We start from the raw sequence: 14,178 nt of genomic DNA on the forward strand, positions 1-14,178 counted from the left end.
ATGTCGTTTTCCTCGCGGGCGAGGTGCTCCGCCAGGGTACCGCCGACCTGGCCGGCGCCGAGAATGATGATTTTCATAGAGTTGTATCCTCATGGCCAGGCTCGATGTAGAGCCGATAACCAATGCCGGGTTCGGTTTGAATAAGCGTAGGGAATTGCGAGTCATCGCTTAGCTTTTGGCGCAGTTTGCTGACCACAATCCGCAGGTAATGAGTGTCTTCCCTGTGGCTGGGGCCCCAAATATCGCGTAAGAGCTGGGTTTGGGTGACAATTCTTCCAGCATTGGCCATCAGCTGAGCAAGCACGGCAAACTCTTTAGGCGTCAGGTGAATGTCACGGCCGTTGAGCGTGATTTGATAAGCCGCCGTATCAAGGATTAGACCAGCCTGCTGATAGCGCTGCGGATGACGTTGTGGCGCCTGGCGGCGCAACAGCGCGCGGATGCGTGCCAGGAGCTCCTGGATACCAAAGGGCTTGGTAACATAGTCATTGGCGCCGTTATCCAGGGCATGGACTTTCTCTGCCTCGTGACCGCGTACCGACACGACAATAACCGGAATAGCGCTGCGCTTTCGAAGAGTCGCCAGCACTTGTTGACCATCCATATCGGGCAGCCCCAAGTCCAGCAGAACAAGCGCAAAAGCCGTCGGCTGGGCGTTGAATAACGCCAGCCCCTGTTGGCCGGTGCTGGCCTCGGCTACCTCAAAACCTTGCGAACTCAGGCTGATGCGCAGGAAGTGACGAATTTGTGGCTCATCATCAATAACCAGAACTTTTCCATGATCACTCATCCACAGCTTCCTCGTCAGTAGCAGCCTTGTGCGGCGCCGTAAGGGGAAGCGACATGACAATGCGGGTGCCAAGGCCATTAGATCCTTCATCAACGTAAACGCTCCCACCATGAGCGCCCAGCATGCCCCGGCATATGGCTAACCCCAGGCCGCTACCGTGTAGGCTGCGATCACCGCTGTTGCCGATAAAGAACATTTCAAACACCTGCTGACGCATTTCAAACGGAATACCTGGCCCCTGGTCGGTTACGGAAAACTGCAGCGTCTGAGCATCCACGTTGTGCTGGGCCGCAATCACAATAAGGCCGTTAGGTGGTGAAAAACGCGCCGCGTTTTCCAATACATTGATGAGTGCTTGTTCGATCAGCGCGGGATGGGCATACAGCAGCGGAAGTTCCGGGCTCCACGCTTGCTCGACCCGGCAGTGATCAAGTGCTGTGCCCAGGCGTTTGCACGCCGAGGCCACAATATCGTCAAACGCAATCCAGTCACGCTCGATTTTTAACTCGCCATGGCCCAGGCGCGTCATATCCAGCAGATTCTGGATATAGCGGTTAAGGCGTTCGCTTTCACTGAGCACGCCGTCTAAAAGCTCGATCCGGTCCTGCTGAGTCAGTTGGGCATCCAGGGTGCGCAGTGAGCTGGCGGCACCAATGATTGACGCAAGCGGCGTACGCAGATCATGCGAAACGGACGCCAGCAGTGCCGAGCGCAGCCGCTCTTGCTCTTCAGCCAGACGGGAGGCATTGAGTGCCAGCATACGTTGGCGGCTATCGCCTGCCACCTTGCCCACCACAATGGCAATCAGCAGGAAAAAAAGCAGGGTTAAAAGCTGTTCACGGTCGGCAACGGCCAGGGAAAAGTGGGGCGCCGTAAAACAGAAGTTAAAGGTTAAAAAGCCCACTACTGCACTTAATAGGGCGGCATAGCTGCTGGCCAGAATGGCGCAGGCCAGTACGGCGGTTAAAAAAAGCAGCGAAAGGTCAGCTAATGCAAGCCAGGTATACAGCCCCCAGGCGACCAGCAAGGCAGCCAGATTGCTTATCACTACGCTAAGGAATTCCTGCCTATTGGGCAGTCTAGGCGTTACGGGCAGTATCATTGTTCACCTTTATTCATAAGCTATTAGTCATCAGCTATTAATCACAAATTATCGACGCCAGAACATGGGTGTCAGCAGCACGATGACGGTCAGAATTTCCAGGCGCCCCATTAACATGCCGATGCATAAAAACCACTTGGCGGCGCTAGGCAACGGGGCGAAGTTGCCCGCCGGGCCAATCACATCGCCAAGCCCTGGCCCTACGTTGGTAACCGCGGTGGCCGCACCTGAAAGCGCAGTGATTAAATCCAGCCCCAGTGCGGCAAGGCTTAAAGCCAGTAGCGCAATGGTGATAAAGAAGAAAAATGAAAAGGCCATCACGCCCCGCGAAATATCGCTGGTGACCGGCTGCTGGTTATAGCGCGTGGTAAATACTCCGCTGGAATGAATCAGATAATGAAGCTGGTTACGCAACATCAGCATGGCAATTTGCAGACGAAAAATTTTCATGCCGCCACTCGTCGAGCCGCTGCAGCCACCTACAAACGTCAGGTAGAAAAACGCCATGATCGGCAATGCTCCCCATAGGGTGTAGTCATCTGAGGCGTAGCCAGTAGTGGTCACCACCGAGATCACGTTAAACGTAACGTGGGTAAAGGCTTCAAATGCCAGCGTACCCTGGGTGATGCGCCATACGCTTAGAACCATGATCGCGATCGACAGAAGTTTTAATAGCCCACGTACCTGCTGGTCTTGCCATAGCGCCGTTTTAAAACCCCGCAAAAACCGGATATAGAGCACGAAGGGAAGAGCGCCGCTTAGCATAAACAGGCTACCCATCCAGAGTAGCCAGGGCTGGTCGGCGTAGGCACCAAACGAGGCGTCGGAGTTGGCAAAGCCGCCGGTCGCAAGCGATGTCATTCCATGCACCACGGCGTCAATGGGCGTCATGCCGCCTAACCAGTAGCTCACCATGGCCAGCAGTGTCAGGCTGACATAAACCCCGAGCGTAGCCTTCGCAATGCCGCCGGTGCGCGGCATGACCTTATCCGACCAATCGGAGGATTCAGTATGGAACAGCCGCATGCCGCCCACTTTCAAAAACGGCAGAATCGCGATGCCCATCACAATAATGCCGATGCCGCCCATCCACTGCATTAGCCCGCGCCATAGCTTTAAACCGTCTGACAGCGTGTCGATACCTACCATCACCGTCGAACCGGTCGTGGTGATCGCTGATACGGACTCGAATACCGCATTGGTAAAGCTTAATTGCGGTGCGCCAAGCACCAGCGGCAGGCTGGCAAAGCCGCTGATACTGGTCCAACTGGCGACCGTCAAAATGAACATTTGCCAGGGCTTGAGTTCAAGCGGCGCGCGAAAGGTTATTAACCAGGTGCAGGCAACGGTCGTCAGCACGGCCAGTATGGCGATACCAAATGCCCGCGCGTCCTGCTCATGCTCCACCACCAGCACACCCCAAGGCACCAGCATAAACAGGGCAAGCACCAGCCAAAGCACTGAAAGAATTTTAAATATCGGTGCCCAATGTCGATATAACTCCCGACTACGGTAGAGCGTGGGGGCTAAGAGGTACATGCGTTACCTGCTGTGTAAGTGCCTTGTCGGGAGTATCACACCATAGCGAGGTATAAAAAGTACGTAAAAATAAGGCCGGCTAATGAGTGTTCGTAAAACGTCGGCAGAGCCTGAGCAAAAGTGCTATTAGTTGGCTACTCCCGTAAAGGGTGGTTTGTGCGCGGTGCAAAACGTAAAGTGAGTGTGAGGGCGGTTTTTACAAGACGAGCATTTGATTAAGGTCTTTTTGTAGTAAAATTACATTTAATATTGCTTTTGTTACCGCTTATTAGGTAGTTTTTAGGTAATCTAACCACCAAAGTGGTTCAGCAATCATAGGAGCAGAGATGAGCAAGTCATATGCCTCCCCAGGTGCCCCGTTAGGTGACCGTGATCATGCCATTGATTTGGCGCTTTTTGGGGCGCTGGGCGACCTTGCCATGCGCAAGCTGTTTCCTGCTTTATACCACCTTGATCGTGAAGGATTGATGCCGGAAGCCACGCGCATCATGGGGCTGGCCCGCCAGGAGCACGATCTGGCGGAATTTCGTGAGCTTGTTAGTGGCGCACTGCGTAAGCGGCTGAAAAGCAGTGAGCTGGATGAAGAGAGCTTTGAGCGTTTTTTAAATCGCCTGGATTACCGGCAGCTCGACTTTACGACGCTGAAGGGTTTTGAGGCCATTCGCCAATGGCGTGAAGGCGCAAACCATCCCATGGTGGTTTACCTTTCAGTTGCCGCGCGTATTTATGGCGATATTTGCCACAACCTTCAAGAAAGCGGCAGCGTGGATGACAATACACGCGTAGTGGTTGAAAAGCCGATTGGTTACGACCTTCGCTCATCGGAAGAAATTAACGATGCCATTGGCGCTGTCTTCCCCGAGTCCCGGGTGTATCGCATCGATCACTATCTAGGTAAAGAGACGGTTCAAAACCTGATTGCGCTGCGCTTTGCCAATCCGCTGTTTGGTACCCAGTGGAACCAGAACCATATTTCTCACGTTGAAATTACCGTGGCGGAAAAGGTCGGTATAGAGGGCCGCTGGGGCTATTTTGATGATGCAGGCCAGCTGCGCGACATGGTGCAAAATCACCTTCTGCAACTGCTCTGCCTGATTGCCATGGACCCGCCCTCCAACCTGGATGCGGATGCCATTCGTGATGAAAAAGTAAAAGTGCTAAAAGCGCTGAAGCCGTTTGCCGGTGAGGCGTTGGGTCGCGATGTGGTACGCGGCCAATATATTGCAGGCACAAGCGATGGCCAGACGGTCCCCGGCTATCTGGATGAAGAGGGCGCCAATACGCAAAGCCAGACAGAAACCTTTGTGGCCATGAAAACGGAGGTCTCCAACTGGCGCTGGGCGGGCGTGCCTTTCTATCTGCGTACCGGCAAGCGCATGCCTGAAAAGCTTTCCCAAATTGTGATTCACTTTCGCCAGCAGCCGCACTATATCTTTGACCCGGACCAGCGCGATATTGCTTCCAACAAGCTGATCATCCGTCTGCAGCCGGAAGAGGGCATCGCCCTACAGGTGCTGACCAAAGACAGCGGCCTGGACAAAGGAATGCGCCTGCGCCCTGGCCCGCTGCATCTCGATTTTAATAGCGCTTTTCCTAAATCGCGTATTCCGGATGCCTACGAGCGCCTGCTGCTTGAAGTAATGAAGGGTCAGCAGTATCTGTTCGTACGCCGCGACGAGGTAGAACATGCCTGGCGCTGGTGTGATCAGCTGATCGCTGGTTGGCAGACCCGTGAAACCCCGCCGCGGCGTTATCCTGCAGGCTCCTGGGGGCCTGTGGCCTCGATTGCGATGATTACCCAGGATGGCCGCAGCTGGTACGAGGATTATTAATATGAGCCAATCACGTCAAAAGCTTGCCGAACAGCTCGCTGAAGCGGTCTTCCAGGCATTAAGCGAAGACCTCGAGCGTCAGGAGCGTGTGCTTTTAATTGTCTCCGGTGGCTCGACCCCGATTGCCTTTTTTAAAGCGTTGGCTGCCAAGCCGCTGCCCTGGTCACGCATCGACGTTACCTTGGCCGATGAGCGTTGGGTGGACGAGCAGAGCAGTGACAGCAATGCCAAGCTGGTGCGCGAGAACTTGCTGCAGGGCGAGGCGGCGGCTGCGAATTTTGTGCCTCTGACATCAAATGCCTCCACCCCTGAAGAGGGCGTGGCGGAAGTCGCCGAACGAACAGCATCCCTTGCCTGGCCTGCCAGCGTGGTCATCTTGGGGATGGGAGACGATGGGCATACGGCGTCGCTGTTTCCGGATAGTCAGGAGCTGGGGCTTGCGCTGTCAACCAATGAACCGCTGGTGGCCGTGCGCACTCCCAGCCAGCCTCAGCCGCGGATTACTTTTTCTGCTGGCCACCTGCATCAGGCCCATCGGCATATCCTGCATATCACCGGTGACGATAAGCGCACCGTATTGGCAAATGCCCTAAACGGCGACGACGTAAGGCAACTGCCGATACGCGCATTTTTATCCTGCCCACTGGCTATTTACTGGGCACCTTAATAGTCAATTAATAACAAATTGTTTGGAGACTCACTATGTCAATTGATAAACAGCTACCTTCAACCCGTACCGCCGAACTCGACAGCATTTGCCACAAGGCAGAAGTCATTCCAGTGATTACCATTGAGCGTCTTGAAGACGCCGTGCCGCTGGGCCGAGCCTTAGTCGAAGGTGGCTTAAGCGTACTGGAAATTACCCTGCGTACCGACTGTGCTCTTGAAGCGATCAAGCGTATGAAGAAAGAGCTGACCGGTGCCAGCATTGGCGTAGGCACCGTGTTGACTCCTGCGCAATACCGCCAGGCTGAAGAAGTGGGTGCGGATTTTGTGGTATCGCCCGGCACGACCGAAGCGCTTTATCGCTATGGCATCGAAAGCCCGGTGCCCATGCTGCCCGGCGTTTCAACCGTGTCTGAGCTAATGACCGGCTGGCAGTACGGCTACCGGCGTTTTAAATTCTTCCCGGCGGAGTCCAGCGGCGGTGTCAAAGCATTGAAAGCCTTCGGCGCGCCTATTCCGGGTGCAAGGTTTTGCCCAACGGGCGGTATCACGGTTGATAACGCTGCCTCTTACCTGGCGCTGCCCAACGTTATGTGTGTGGGCGGCTCGTGGTTGACACCCAGCAAGCTGGTTGAAGCAGAGGACTGGGACGCTATTCGCAAGCTGGCGCAAGAGGCTGCCGAGCGTTTCCACCACTAATCCTTTTTAATTCGAATGCAAATACCCGCCGGGCAGGTTTATCCTGCCCGGTTTTTTTACGTGTAAATCAATGAGGTTAGCTACGACCAAAGGCGGATAACACGTAAATCCTCAGGTCAACTAAACTCCGGATATATATAATATGTCAGACATTTTTTTTGCGTGCTTGGCATACGAGCGTGAACCACTTACCAACATGGAGTAAGTTAGTATGCATATGCTGACCTTGGCGTCTTTCCTGTTTTTTACAGGGTTAGTCGCTTTTGTTACGTGGCGTATTACGCACCGTGATGACCATTCCAGTACCAGCGGCTACTTTCTGGCTGGTCGTTCGCTTACCTTCCCGCTGATTGCGGGTTCGCTCTTGATGACCAACCTTTCCACCGAGCAGATGGTGGGGCTTAACGGAGCAGCGTTTGCCGATGGTCTAAGCGTTATGGCCTGGGAAGTGGTCGCGGTGATTGCGCTAGTTGCTCTGGCGCTGTTTTTCCTGCCGCGCTTTTTGAAAAGCGGTATTGCCACACTGCCTCAGCTGCTTGAAATTCGGTTTGATAAAGACACCCAGCTGATTACCAATATTATTTTCCTGATTGCCTACGCGGTTATTCTGCTGCCAATCATTCTCTATTCTGGCGCTATTGGCCTGCAGGGGATGCTTGATCTGCAGGGGCTAACCGGTATCGAGTCTTCTACCACGCTGCTTTGGTTAACGGTCTGGATCGTCGGTATTATCGGCGCGGTGTACGCGCTGTTTGGTGGCCTGAGAACGGTTGCGGTTTCCGATACCTTGAACGGCATCGGGCTGTTAATCGGCGGCTTTGTAATCGTCTACTTCGGCTTACAAGCGGTAAGTGGCGGTACGGGTATTATGGAAGGCTGGAGCATCCTTAAAGAGAGCGACCCGGAAAAGCTGAACTCAATTGGTGGCTCGGAACAGCAGGTGCCATTTTTCACTCTGTTCACCGGGGTATTTCTGATCAACCTGTTCTACTGGAGCACTAACCAGCAGATCATTCAGCGCACCTTTGCCGCCAAAAACCTGGCGGAAGGCCAAAAGGGCGTGCTGTTGACTGGGCTCTTCAAGCTGTTGGGGCCGCTTTATCTGGTGCTGCCGGGCATCATTGCCTATCACCTTTACGCCGACCAGGGCGTGCGCGCCGATGAAGCCTATGGCCATCTGGTGTTTAACGTGTTGCCGCCTTACTTAACCGGCTTCTTCGCAGCCGTCATGGTTGGGGCCATTCTGTCTTCGTTTAACTCAGCGCTTAACAGCACCACGACGATTTTCAGTCTGGGTATCTATAAGGGCGTGTTAAATAAAGATGCCACCGAGCAGCAGGTCGTTAAATCGGGCAAGGTCTTTGGCTGGATCATGGCGGTGATTACCATGATTATTGCACCGCTTCTGGCCGGGCAGGATAGCCTGTTTGGTTATCTGCAGAAGATGAATGCGATCTACTTTATTCCGATTCTCGCGGTCGTTCTGGTAGGTCTGCTGACCAAGCGGGTACCTCCCATGGCGGCTAAAATTGCTCTGGTGGGTGGTTGTTTGCTGATCGCGGCAGGCTACTTCGTACCACCCTTTACCCTCCTGCCAGAGATTATGCACGAGTTCCATTTTGTGGCACTGGTGTTTGCGCTGTTAGTAGCGGTAATGCTGATTATTGGCAAGTTGCGCCCGCGCGAAACTGACTGGGTGCAAGAACACACCGGCGATGTTGACCTGACCCCTTGGAAAGGCGCGGTACCCGCAGGCATTGTGCTGGTGGTGCTGGTGATCGTGATGTATATAAGCTTTGCGGGTTAATTGCCCAACGGGCTATTAAAAGCTCAAGCATCGCTGTTAACCCCCAAAAGTAAGGCCCCGCTAGCATTCGCTAGCGGGGCCTTTTGGTTTAGCGGCCGTGTTATTTAGGTAAGCCGAAGCGGCGGCTCGGCAAGCCCGGCTATATCGAGTTGCACTGAAAAGAGCGCGCCAGCGTCAGGCTCTTGGGCAAGCTGATCTGGGGTAAAGCCTTCTTGGGCGGTGGTGATAAACAGCGTTTTAAGGTCAGCGCCGGCAAACGCCGGGCAGGAGGGCTGGCTGGTAGGCAGGTCAATACGGCCAATGACTTGACCTTGTGCATTTAAGCGCACTACTTGTCCGGCGCCCCAGAGGGCCAGCCATAGACAGCCTTGGCTATCCATCACGGCGCCGTCCGGGTTGCCGGTATGGTTGGAAAAATCAGCAAATGGCACGGGGTCATCAATGGGCCAGCCCTGATCATCCAGCGCCCAGCGCATCACCATGCCGGTCGGTGTATCGGTAAAGTAAGCGGCTGCACCATCGGGTGAAAAGCATAGCGCATTGGGAATGGTAAGCCCGGTGCGTAGCTTTTCAAGCTTGCCGCGATGCAGGCGGTAGAGGCTGCCCGCATTAGGCTCGGCCTGCTTGCCCATGCTGGAAAGCCACAGGCTGCCATGGCGATCAACCCGCGCATCATTGCTGCGCGTAACGGGGTTGTCGGCTTCAAAATCGGCAAAGTGAGTGGCTGTGCCGCTATCAGGCTCGAAGCGCGTCAATGAATGCTCACCGACCAGCAGCAGGCCACCATCGTCAAGCGGGGCGGCAAGCGAGACTTTTTGATCCAGCAGGTAATGACCGCTCTCCGCCGTAGCGGGGGAGTGCCAGTGAAGTCGTTTGCCCAGGATATCGCACCAGTAAAGCCGCCCACTGCTGGCATGCCACTGAGGGCCTTCCCCTAGCTCGCAGCGTGAATCTACGCTAAGTTCGGCCTGCCAGGTGGAGATATTCATGCATTGGCTCCTGCTTTCCAGGCGGCGACCAGCGCCTGTGCCTGTTGGCTTACCTGAGACGCCGTTTGGCCTGGTTTGTATAGCGCGCTGCCCAGCCCGGCGCCATCCACGCCTGCCGCTTGCCAGGTAGCAAAGTTATCGATACCCACGCCGCCCACGGCATACAGCAGCGTGTCGCTGGGTAGCACGGCGCGCACCGCTTTCATGCCCTCAAGACCTACCTGAACGGCCGGGAATAGTTTTAGGCCCGTGGCACCAGCCTCCAGCGCATCGAACGCTTCTGAAGGTGTGACAATGCCCGGCCAGCTGGCCATACCCAGTCGATGGGTTTCTTCAATCACGCTGGGGCGGCAGTTTGGCGAGACAATCAGGCGCCCGCCAGCAGCATGCACATCGCGCACCTGCGCGGGCGTGAGTACGGTGCCCGCGCCAATCACCGCTTGCTCGCCAACGGCATCTACCAGGCGGCGAATGCTCTCTAACGGGTCTGGAGAGTTGAGGGGCACTTCAATCTGCGTAATGCCTGCGGCAAGCACCGCGCGAGCAATCTCAACGACTTCATCGGGCGTTACACCGCGTAAAATACCGATCAAAGGTAACGTCATAGCACAATCTCTCCATTATCCGTTAGCATCAAGAAGACGGCCTTAGTGTGGCAGCGCCTGATGGGCAAGCTTAAGGCCTGCCAATACGGCGGTGTCGCCATCCAAATAGTGTGTCTGATAGCCGATAGCATTGAGCGCCATGGTGTAGCGCTGGCAAAGGGCCTGATTGCCTATCAGGGTGATCGGCTCATCGCTTGGGCGTGATTGGCAGGCACCGGATAGCTCAAGGCCGATGGCGAGCCCCGAAAGCCTAGCCGCGAGCACCGCTCCCCGCGTTTTGCCCACAGGCAACTCGCCGTCGAGTAAATCCTGCGCGCGCAGCCCAAAGAGGCAGCTACTAAACGTTTCGGGCGCGGCATGTGCTTCGCTCACCGCGCCAATAAACGCCGCGCGGCAGGCGGGGTCATTTAGCGCATCGTTTCCAATTGAGTGCTTGAGAACCGACTGGTTGGCCAGCAGTTGATAGAGTTCACCCGTAAGGTAGGTGGTGAACTGAGTTACCGCACCCGAGTCCAGGGTTGCCCATTTGGAATGGGTGCCCGGCAGGCAAGCAAGGCCGGAAAATTCAGGCGTATCGGCCACCAGGCCCGCAAGCTGGGTCTCTTCGCCGCGCATCACATCGAAATGCAGCGAACCACTGCGAGACTGGCTTAATCCGGGCAGCAGATAAACGCGTAGCTGGCTGCCTGTCAGGGTGGGTATGACGGCCCCTTGACTGAGCTGATCCAAAGGCGTGGGCACCGGTAGGTAGGCCGCTTCCTGCCAGCCTTGTCGGGCGCCCGCCATGCCGCAAACCATCACTTCTACCCCGTTGCTTGTAGGCAGCCAGGGGCTAATCAGGCGCAGCAATTCAGCTTCGTACTCGTCGGGTTTAAGCGAGAGCATGCCTTTATCGCTGCTGCTTTGGGCAATAACGTTGCCTTGCTGATCCATCCCCCAGGCGCGCAGATTGCTCGAGCCCCAGTCAACCGCCACCCAGGCAAGCGGACGGCTCTGCTCGTTAGTCATCTCCGCGGCGCTAGTTTCTATGGAGTTAGCTTTTGTGGAGTTAGTTTCTGTGGATTGCATGGATTACCACTCCGCAATTGAGCCATCTTCGTGGGTCCATACCGGGTTGCGCCAGCGGTGGCCGGTTTTGGCACGCTCTTCCACAAAGGCTTCGTCAATTTCAACGCCCAGGCCCGGGCCTTGGGGAATGGCGCAGAAGCCGTCGGTGATACTCAAGGCCGTTTTATCCACCAGATAATCCAGTACATCGTTGCCCTGGTTATAGTGGATGCCCATGCTTTGCTCTTGGATAAACGCATTGTGACTCACGGCATCCAACTGAAGAGAAGCGGCAAGCGTCAACGGCCCCAGCGGGCAGTGGGGGGCGAGCGCAACGTCATAAGCGGAGGCGAGTGCGGCAATCTTTAACCCCTCGCTGATACCGCCGCAGTGGGAAATATCGGGCTGGATAATATCGATCATGCCGTCCTGGAGTAGGTCGCGGAACTGAAAGCGGGTATGCAAGCGCTCACCGGTCGCCAGGGGATAGCCCAGCCCGCCGGCAATATCTTTCAAGCACGGCAGGTGCTCCGGTGCGACGGGTTCCTCGACAAACATGGGATGAAACGGCTCAAGCTCCCGCAGTAGCGCCTTGGCCATGGGGCGGTGAACGCGGCCGTGAAAATCGATGCCGATACCCACATCAGGCCCAACGGCATCGCGCGCCTCACGAACCCGGGCTACGGCTTCATCAACCTTGCGGTGCGAGTCGACGATTTGCATTTCAGGCGTGCCGTTCATCTTGAAGGCGGTAAAGCCTTTTTCGACCAGTGCCTTGGCGCCTGCGCCTACGTCACTTGGGCGGTCGCCGCCGGTCCAGGCGTACATACGCATTTTGTCGCGTACCGCGCCGCCTAGTAGCTGGTGGACGGGTACGCCCAGATCACGTCCTTTCAGATCCCAAAGGGCCTGGTCGATACCCGCTATGGCACTCATTAAAATAGGTCCGCCACGATAGAAACCGGCGCGGTAAAGCGTGTTCCAGAGATGTTCGATACGGTGCGGGTCCTGGCCGATCAGGTAGTCGGAAAGCTCATGCACTGCGGCTTCAACCGTGGCCGCGCGACCTTCTATTACCGGTTCGCCCCAGCCGTAGCAGCCTTCATCCGTTTCAATTTTAAGAAATAGCCAGCGTGGCGGTACTTGCCAGGTCTTCAAGCGGGTAATTTTCATGTTTAGCTGTCCTCTTAAAGCGTCATTAGCGAAATAGTTATTTATGAGTTGGTTATTGGCGAATAATTAAGTAATGGGATAGCCATCATTAACTGACAATGCCGAGATCAATAGCGGTACGCCGCAACACCTCGCGGGCGGCAGTCTCGGCGGCGTGAGCATCGCAGGCTTTAATGGCTTCCAGCACGTGGCGATGGCGCGTCAGGCTGTCGTCCAGCGTTTTGATATCGTGCTGTGAGCGGTGCACCAGCGCCATGATAGAAGGGCGCAGTAAATGCCCCATTTGCCGCCAGACCAGGTTGTGGGTGGCGCGGTAAGTGGCGTCATGGAAGGCAACGTCATATTCAGCATGTTGGGCACGAGCGTCAGGGTTGCCTGCCGAGCGGCGCATGCCTTCAAAGGCCGCTTCAAGCCGGGCGATATCCTCCGCGCTTGCCGCTTGGGCCGCTAAGCCGGCAACGGTAGGCTCGGCTGAAAAGCGAAACGCGTAAATCGCGCGTACCAGCTGAGGGTCCAGGTTGACCAGTCCCGTCATCCACTCACTCATCAGTGGATCAAGCAGGTGCCATTCACCCATCTCACGTACCAGCGTGCCGCGGCCTGCCGTGCGCTCTAAAAGGCCGGTAGCCGTTAAGCTGGCTAACGCATTACGCACCTGGTTGCGGCTAACGACAAAATGTTTGCCTATATCCAACTCTTTGGGAAACAGGTCACCGGGCTGCCAGTGCCCGGCTAGCAGTGCTCTGGCGAGTAGGCGTGCCAGGTTTTCAGCCCCACCGGGGTGGGAGGGTAAGGCATCTAGCGTCATGGCATGTCTCAGTAAATGACGATCATGCCTAGAGCTTATTAAATGTCTGACATTTTAACAAGCAGACGAAAGTTGGTATGCAAAGAGCTGCAAGTGGTTAGGAACAGTTGTTATGAACGGTCGGTCTAGACAGGGCGCTTTAAAGCGCCCGCAGTGCGTCAATATCTGTTTGGGTAGGCAAGGCGGCGTAGGCGCCCGGGCGGGTAACGGCGTGCGCGCCGCAGCGGCAGGCTAACGCTACCGCCGCGTTTAGGAAGGCATGATCTTCATGCCAGCCGTGTGCAATTCCATATTGGGAGAGCTCTGCCAGCAGGCCGCCAATAAAGGCATCGCCACCTGCTGTTGTATCGACGGCCTGTACGCTGGGCGGCGCAATGCGCTGTCCGAGGGCGGCGCTTTTGAGCACAACGTCATTCGGGCCGTCAGTGATAAGAATGACCTTTACGCCAGCATCCAGGCGCTGAGCCAGCCACGCATCCTGAGTCTGCTCGCCGCGCAGGTAGTCAACCTCCTCAAGAGATACCTTAAGCAGCTCGGCAGTGTCTAAAAGCTGGGTCACCAAGCCCGTATCGGCCGCGGCATCTGCCCATAAGTTATGCCGCAGGTTGGCATCCACGCTAACCAGGCAGCCCGACTGCTTGGCCATTTTTGCCAGAGCAAGAGTGGTTTCGGCAATTTCTGGGTCGGTGAGGCTATTGCTGCATAGGTGAACAATGGCCGGTTTTTCAAATACCCCTGGCGGCAAATGATGAAGGCGGTAGAGCAGGTCGGCAGCCGGTGGGCGGTAGAAATCAAAGGTGCGCTCGCCCTGAGCATCACGTGAGACAAACGCGAGCGCCGTACGGGCTGCTTTGGTCAGCACAACGCCGTGGGTATTGACGCCGTGACTATCAAGTTCGCGAATCAGAAAGTGGCCAAACGTGTCATCGCCCACCATGCCTAAAAAACAGCTGGGTACTCCCAGGCGAGCACAGGCAACCGCCACATTAGCGGGTGCGCCGCCAGCGTAGGGGGTGAAGGTTTCCTGATGATCGTGTGTATCCCCCAGGCGACTAGAGAGCATATCGACGAGCGCTTCGCCAAAGGTAATCACAGAAATCATGGGCGTTCCTTGTTGTTAT

The 14,178-nt window shown here is 55.8% G+C and carries 13 protein-coding genes; 4 read left to right on the forward strand and 9 right to left on the reverse strand.

The window, feature by feature from the left end:
- Nucleotides 1–73 precede the first annotated feature (73 nt).
- From INT33_RS16675 to INT33_RS16685, 3 genes are all read right to left on the reverse strand, one after another.
- Nucleotides 74–790: a response regulator transcription factor gene (locus tag INT33_RS16675; protein WP_193092462.1), complete on the reverse strand. Its 717-nt coding sequence runs from the start codon at nt 788–790 to the stop codon at nt 74–76.
- Nucleotides 783–1,838, reverse strand: coding sequence for a sensor histidine kinase (locus INT33_RS16680; protein WP_319643938.1), 1,056 nt, complete (start codon nt 1,836–1,838; stop codon nt 783–785). Before INT33_RS16680 ends, INT33_RS16675 begins: the two co-directional genes overlap by 8 nt.
- 102 nt (nt 1,839–1,940) lie before the next feature.
- Complete coding sequence (locus INT33_RS16685; RefSeq protein ID WP_193092464.1) at nt 1,941–3,431, reverse strand: TrkH family potassium uptake protein; 1,491 nt, start codon at nt 3,429–3,431, stop codon at nt 1,941–1,943.
- Between the two features lie 326 nt (nt 3,432–3,757).
- Between INT33_RS16685 and zwf the strand changes: the two genes are divergently transcribed.
- The 4 genes from zwf (at nt 3,758) to INT33_RS16705 (ending at nt 8,435) form a co-directional block, all read left to right on the forward strand.
- Nucleotides 3,758–5,263: a glucose-6-phosphate dehydrogenase gene (gene zwf / locus INT33_RS16690; protein ID WP_193092465.1), complete on the forward strand. Its 1,506-nt coding sequence runs from the start codon at nt 3,758–3,760 to the stop codon at nt 5,261–5,263.
- Between the two features lies 1 nt (nt 5,264).
- Nucleotides 5,265–5,930 carry a 6-phosphogluconolactonase gene (pgl, locus tag INT33_RS16695; RefSeq protein ID WP_193092466.1) on the forward strand — a complete coding sequence of 222 codons (666 nt, stop codon included), beginning with the start codon at nt 5,265–5,267 and terminating at the stop codon, nt 5,928–5,930.
- 35 nt (nt 5,931–5,965) lie between these two features.
- Nucleotides 5,966–6,628: a bifunctional 4-hydroxy-2-oxoglutarate aldolase/2-dehydro-3-deoxy-phosphogluconate aldolase gene (locus INT33_RS16700; protein ID WP_018917427.1), complete on the forward strand. Its 663-nt coding sequence runs from the start codon at nt 5,966–5,968 to the stop codon at nt 6,626–6,628.
- 211 nt (nt 6,629–6,839) lie between these two features.
- Nucleotides 6,840–8,435, forward strand: coding sequence for a solute:sodium symporter family transporter (locus tag INT33_RS16705; RefSeq protein ID WP_018917426.1), 1,596 nt, complete (start codon nt 6,840–6,842; stop codon nt 8,433–8,435).
- A gap of 104 nt (nt 8,436–8,539) precedes the next feature.
- Here the strand turns inward: INT33_RS16705 and INT33_RS16710 are convergent, their stop codons facing one another.
- The 6 genes from INT33_RS16710 to INT33_RS16735 all read right to left on the reverse strand — a co-directional run bounded on the left by INT33_RS16710 (nt 8,540) and on the right by INT33_RS16735 (nt 14,159).
- Nucleotides 8,540–9,424 carry an SMP-30/gluconolactonase/LRE family protein gene (locus tag INT33_RS16710; RefSeq protein ID WP_193092467.1) on the reverse strand — a complete coding sequence of 295 codons (885 nt, stop codon included), beginning with the start codon at nt 9,422–9,424 and terminating at the stop codon, nt 8,540–8,542.
- A complete protein-coding gene (locus INT33_RS16715; RefSeq protein WP_192539099.1) occupies nt 9,421–10,029 on the reverse strand; it encodes a 2-dehydro-3-deoxy-6-phosphogalactonate aldolase in 609 nt (202 codons plus the stop codon). Before INT33_RS16715 ends, INT33_RS16710 begins: the two co-directional genes overlap by 4 nt.
- 42 nt (nt 10,030–10,071) lie before the next feature.
- A complete protein-coding gene (locus INT33_RS16720; protein ID WP_226940242.1) occupies nt 10,072–11,097 on the reverse strand; it encodes a 2-dehydro-3-deoxygalactonokinase in 1,026 nt (341 codons plus the stop codon).
- Nucleotides 11,098–11,100: 3 nt separating this feature from the next.
- Nucleotides 11,101–12,249 carry a galactonate dehydratase gene (gene dgoD / locus INT33_RS16725; protein WP_193092468.1) on the reverse strand — a complete coding sequence of 383 codons (1,149 nt, stop codon included), beginning with the start codon at nt 12,247–12,249 and terminating at the stop codon, nt 11,101–11,103.
- An 88-nt stretch (nt 12,250–12,337) separates the two neighbouring features.
- On the reverse strand, nt 12,338–13,057 hold the full coding sequence (locus INT33_RS16730) for a FadR/GntR family transcriptional regulator (RefSeq protein WP_192539097.1): 720 nt from the start codon (nt 13,055–13,057) through the stop codon (nt 12,338–12,340).
- Nucleotides 13,058–13,196: 139 nt separating this feature from the next.
- Nucleotides 13,197–14,159 carry a carbohydrate kinase family protein gene (locus INT33_RS16735; protein WP_193092469.1) on the reverse strand — a complete coding sequence of 321 codons (963 nt, stop codon included), beginning with the start codon at nt 14,157–14,159 and terminating at the stop codon, nt 13,197–13,199.
- Between the last annotated feature and the right edge of the window lie 19 nt (nt 14,160–14,178).

This window comes from Halomonas colorata (assembly GCF_014897985.1).
Classification (GTDB): Bacteria; Pseudomonadota; Gammaproteobacteria; order Pseudomonadales; family Halomonadaceae; genus Vreelandella; species Vreelandella colorata.

Coding starts and splice junctions, on each gene's coding strand:
- INT33_RS16675 (WP_193092462.1), bottom strand. CDS start 790: ATGAGTGATCATGGAAAAGTTCTGGTTATTGATGATGAGCCACAAATT.
- INT33_RS16685 (WP_193092464.1), bottom strand. CDS start 3,431: ATGTACCTCTTAGCCCCCACGCTCTACCGTAGTCGGGAGTTATATCGA.
- zwf (WP_193092465.1), top strand. CDS start 3,758: ATGAGCAAGTCATATGCCTCCCCAGGTGCCCCGTTAGGTGACCGTGAT.
- pgl (WP_193092466.1), top strand. CDS start 5,265: ATGAGCCAATCACGTCAAAAGCTTGCCGAACAGCTCGCTGAAGCGGTC.
- INT33_RS16700 (WP_018917427.1), top strand. CDS start 5,966: ATGTCAATTGATAAACAGCTACCTTCAACCCGTACCGCCGAACTCGAC.
- INT33_RS16705 (WP_018917426.1), top strand. CDS start 6,840: ATGCATATGCTGACCTTGGCGTCTTTCCTGTTTTTTACAGGGTTAGTC.
- INT33_RS16710 (WP_193092467.1), bottom strand. CDS start 9,424: ATGAATATCTCCACCTGGCAGGCCGAACTTAGCGTAGATTCACGCTGC.
- INT33_RS16715 (WP_192539099.1), bottom strand. CDS start 10,029: ATGACGTTACCTTTGATCGGTATTTTACGCGGTGTAACGCCCGATGAA.
- INT33_RS16720 (WP_226940242.1), bottom strand. CDS start 11,097: ATGCAATCCACAGAAACTAACTCCACAAAAGCTAACTCCATAGAAACT.
- dgoD (WP_193092468.1), bottom strand. CDS start 12,249: ATGAAAATTACCCGCTTGAAGACCTGGCAAGTACCGCCACGCTGGCTA.
- INT33_RS16730 (WP_192539097.1), bottom strand. CDS start 13,057: ATGACGCTAGATGCCTTACCCTCCCACCCCGGTGGGGCTGAAAACCTG.
- INT33_RS16735 (WP_193092469.1), bottom strand. CDS start 14,159: ATGATTTCTGTGATTACCTTTGGCGAAGCGCTCGTCGATATGCTCTCT.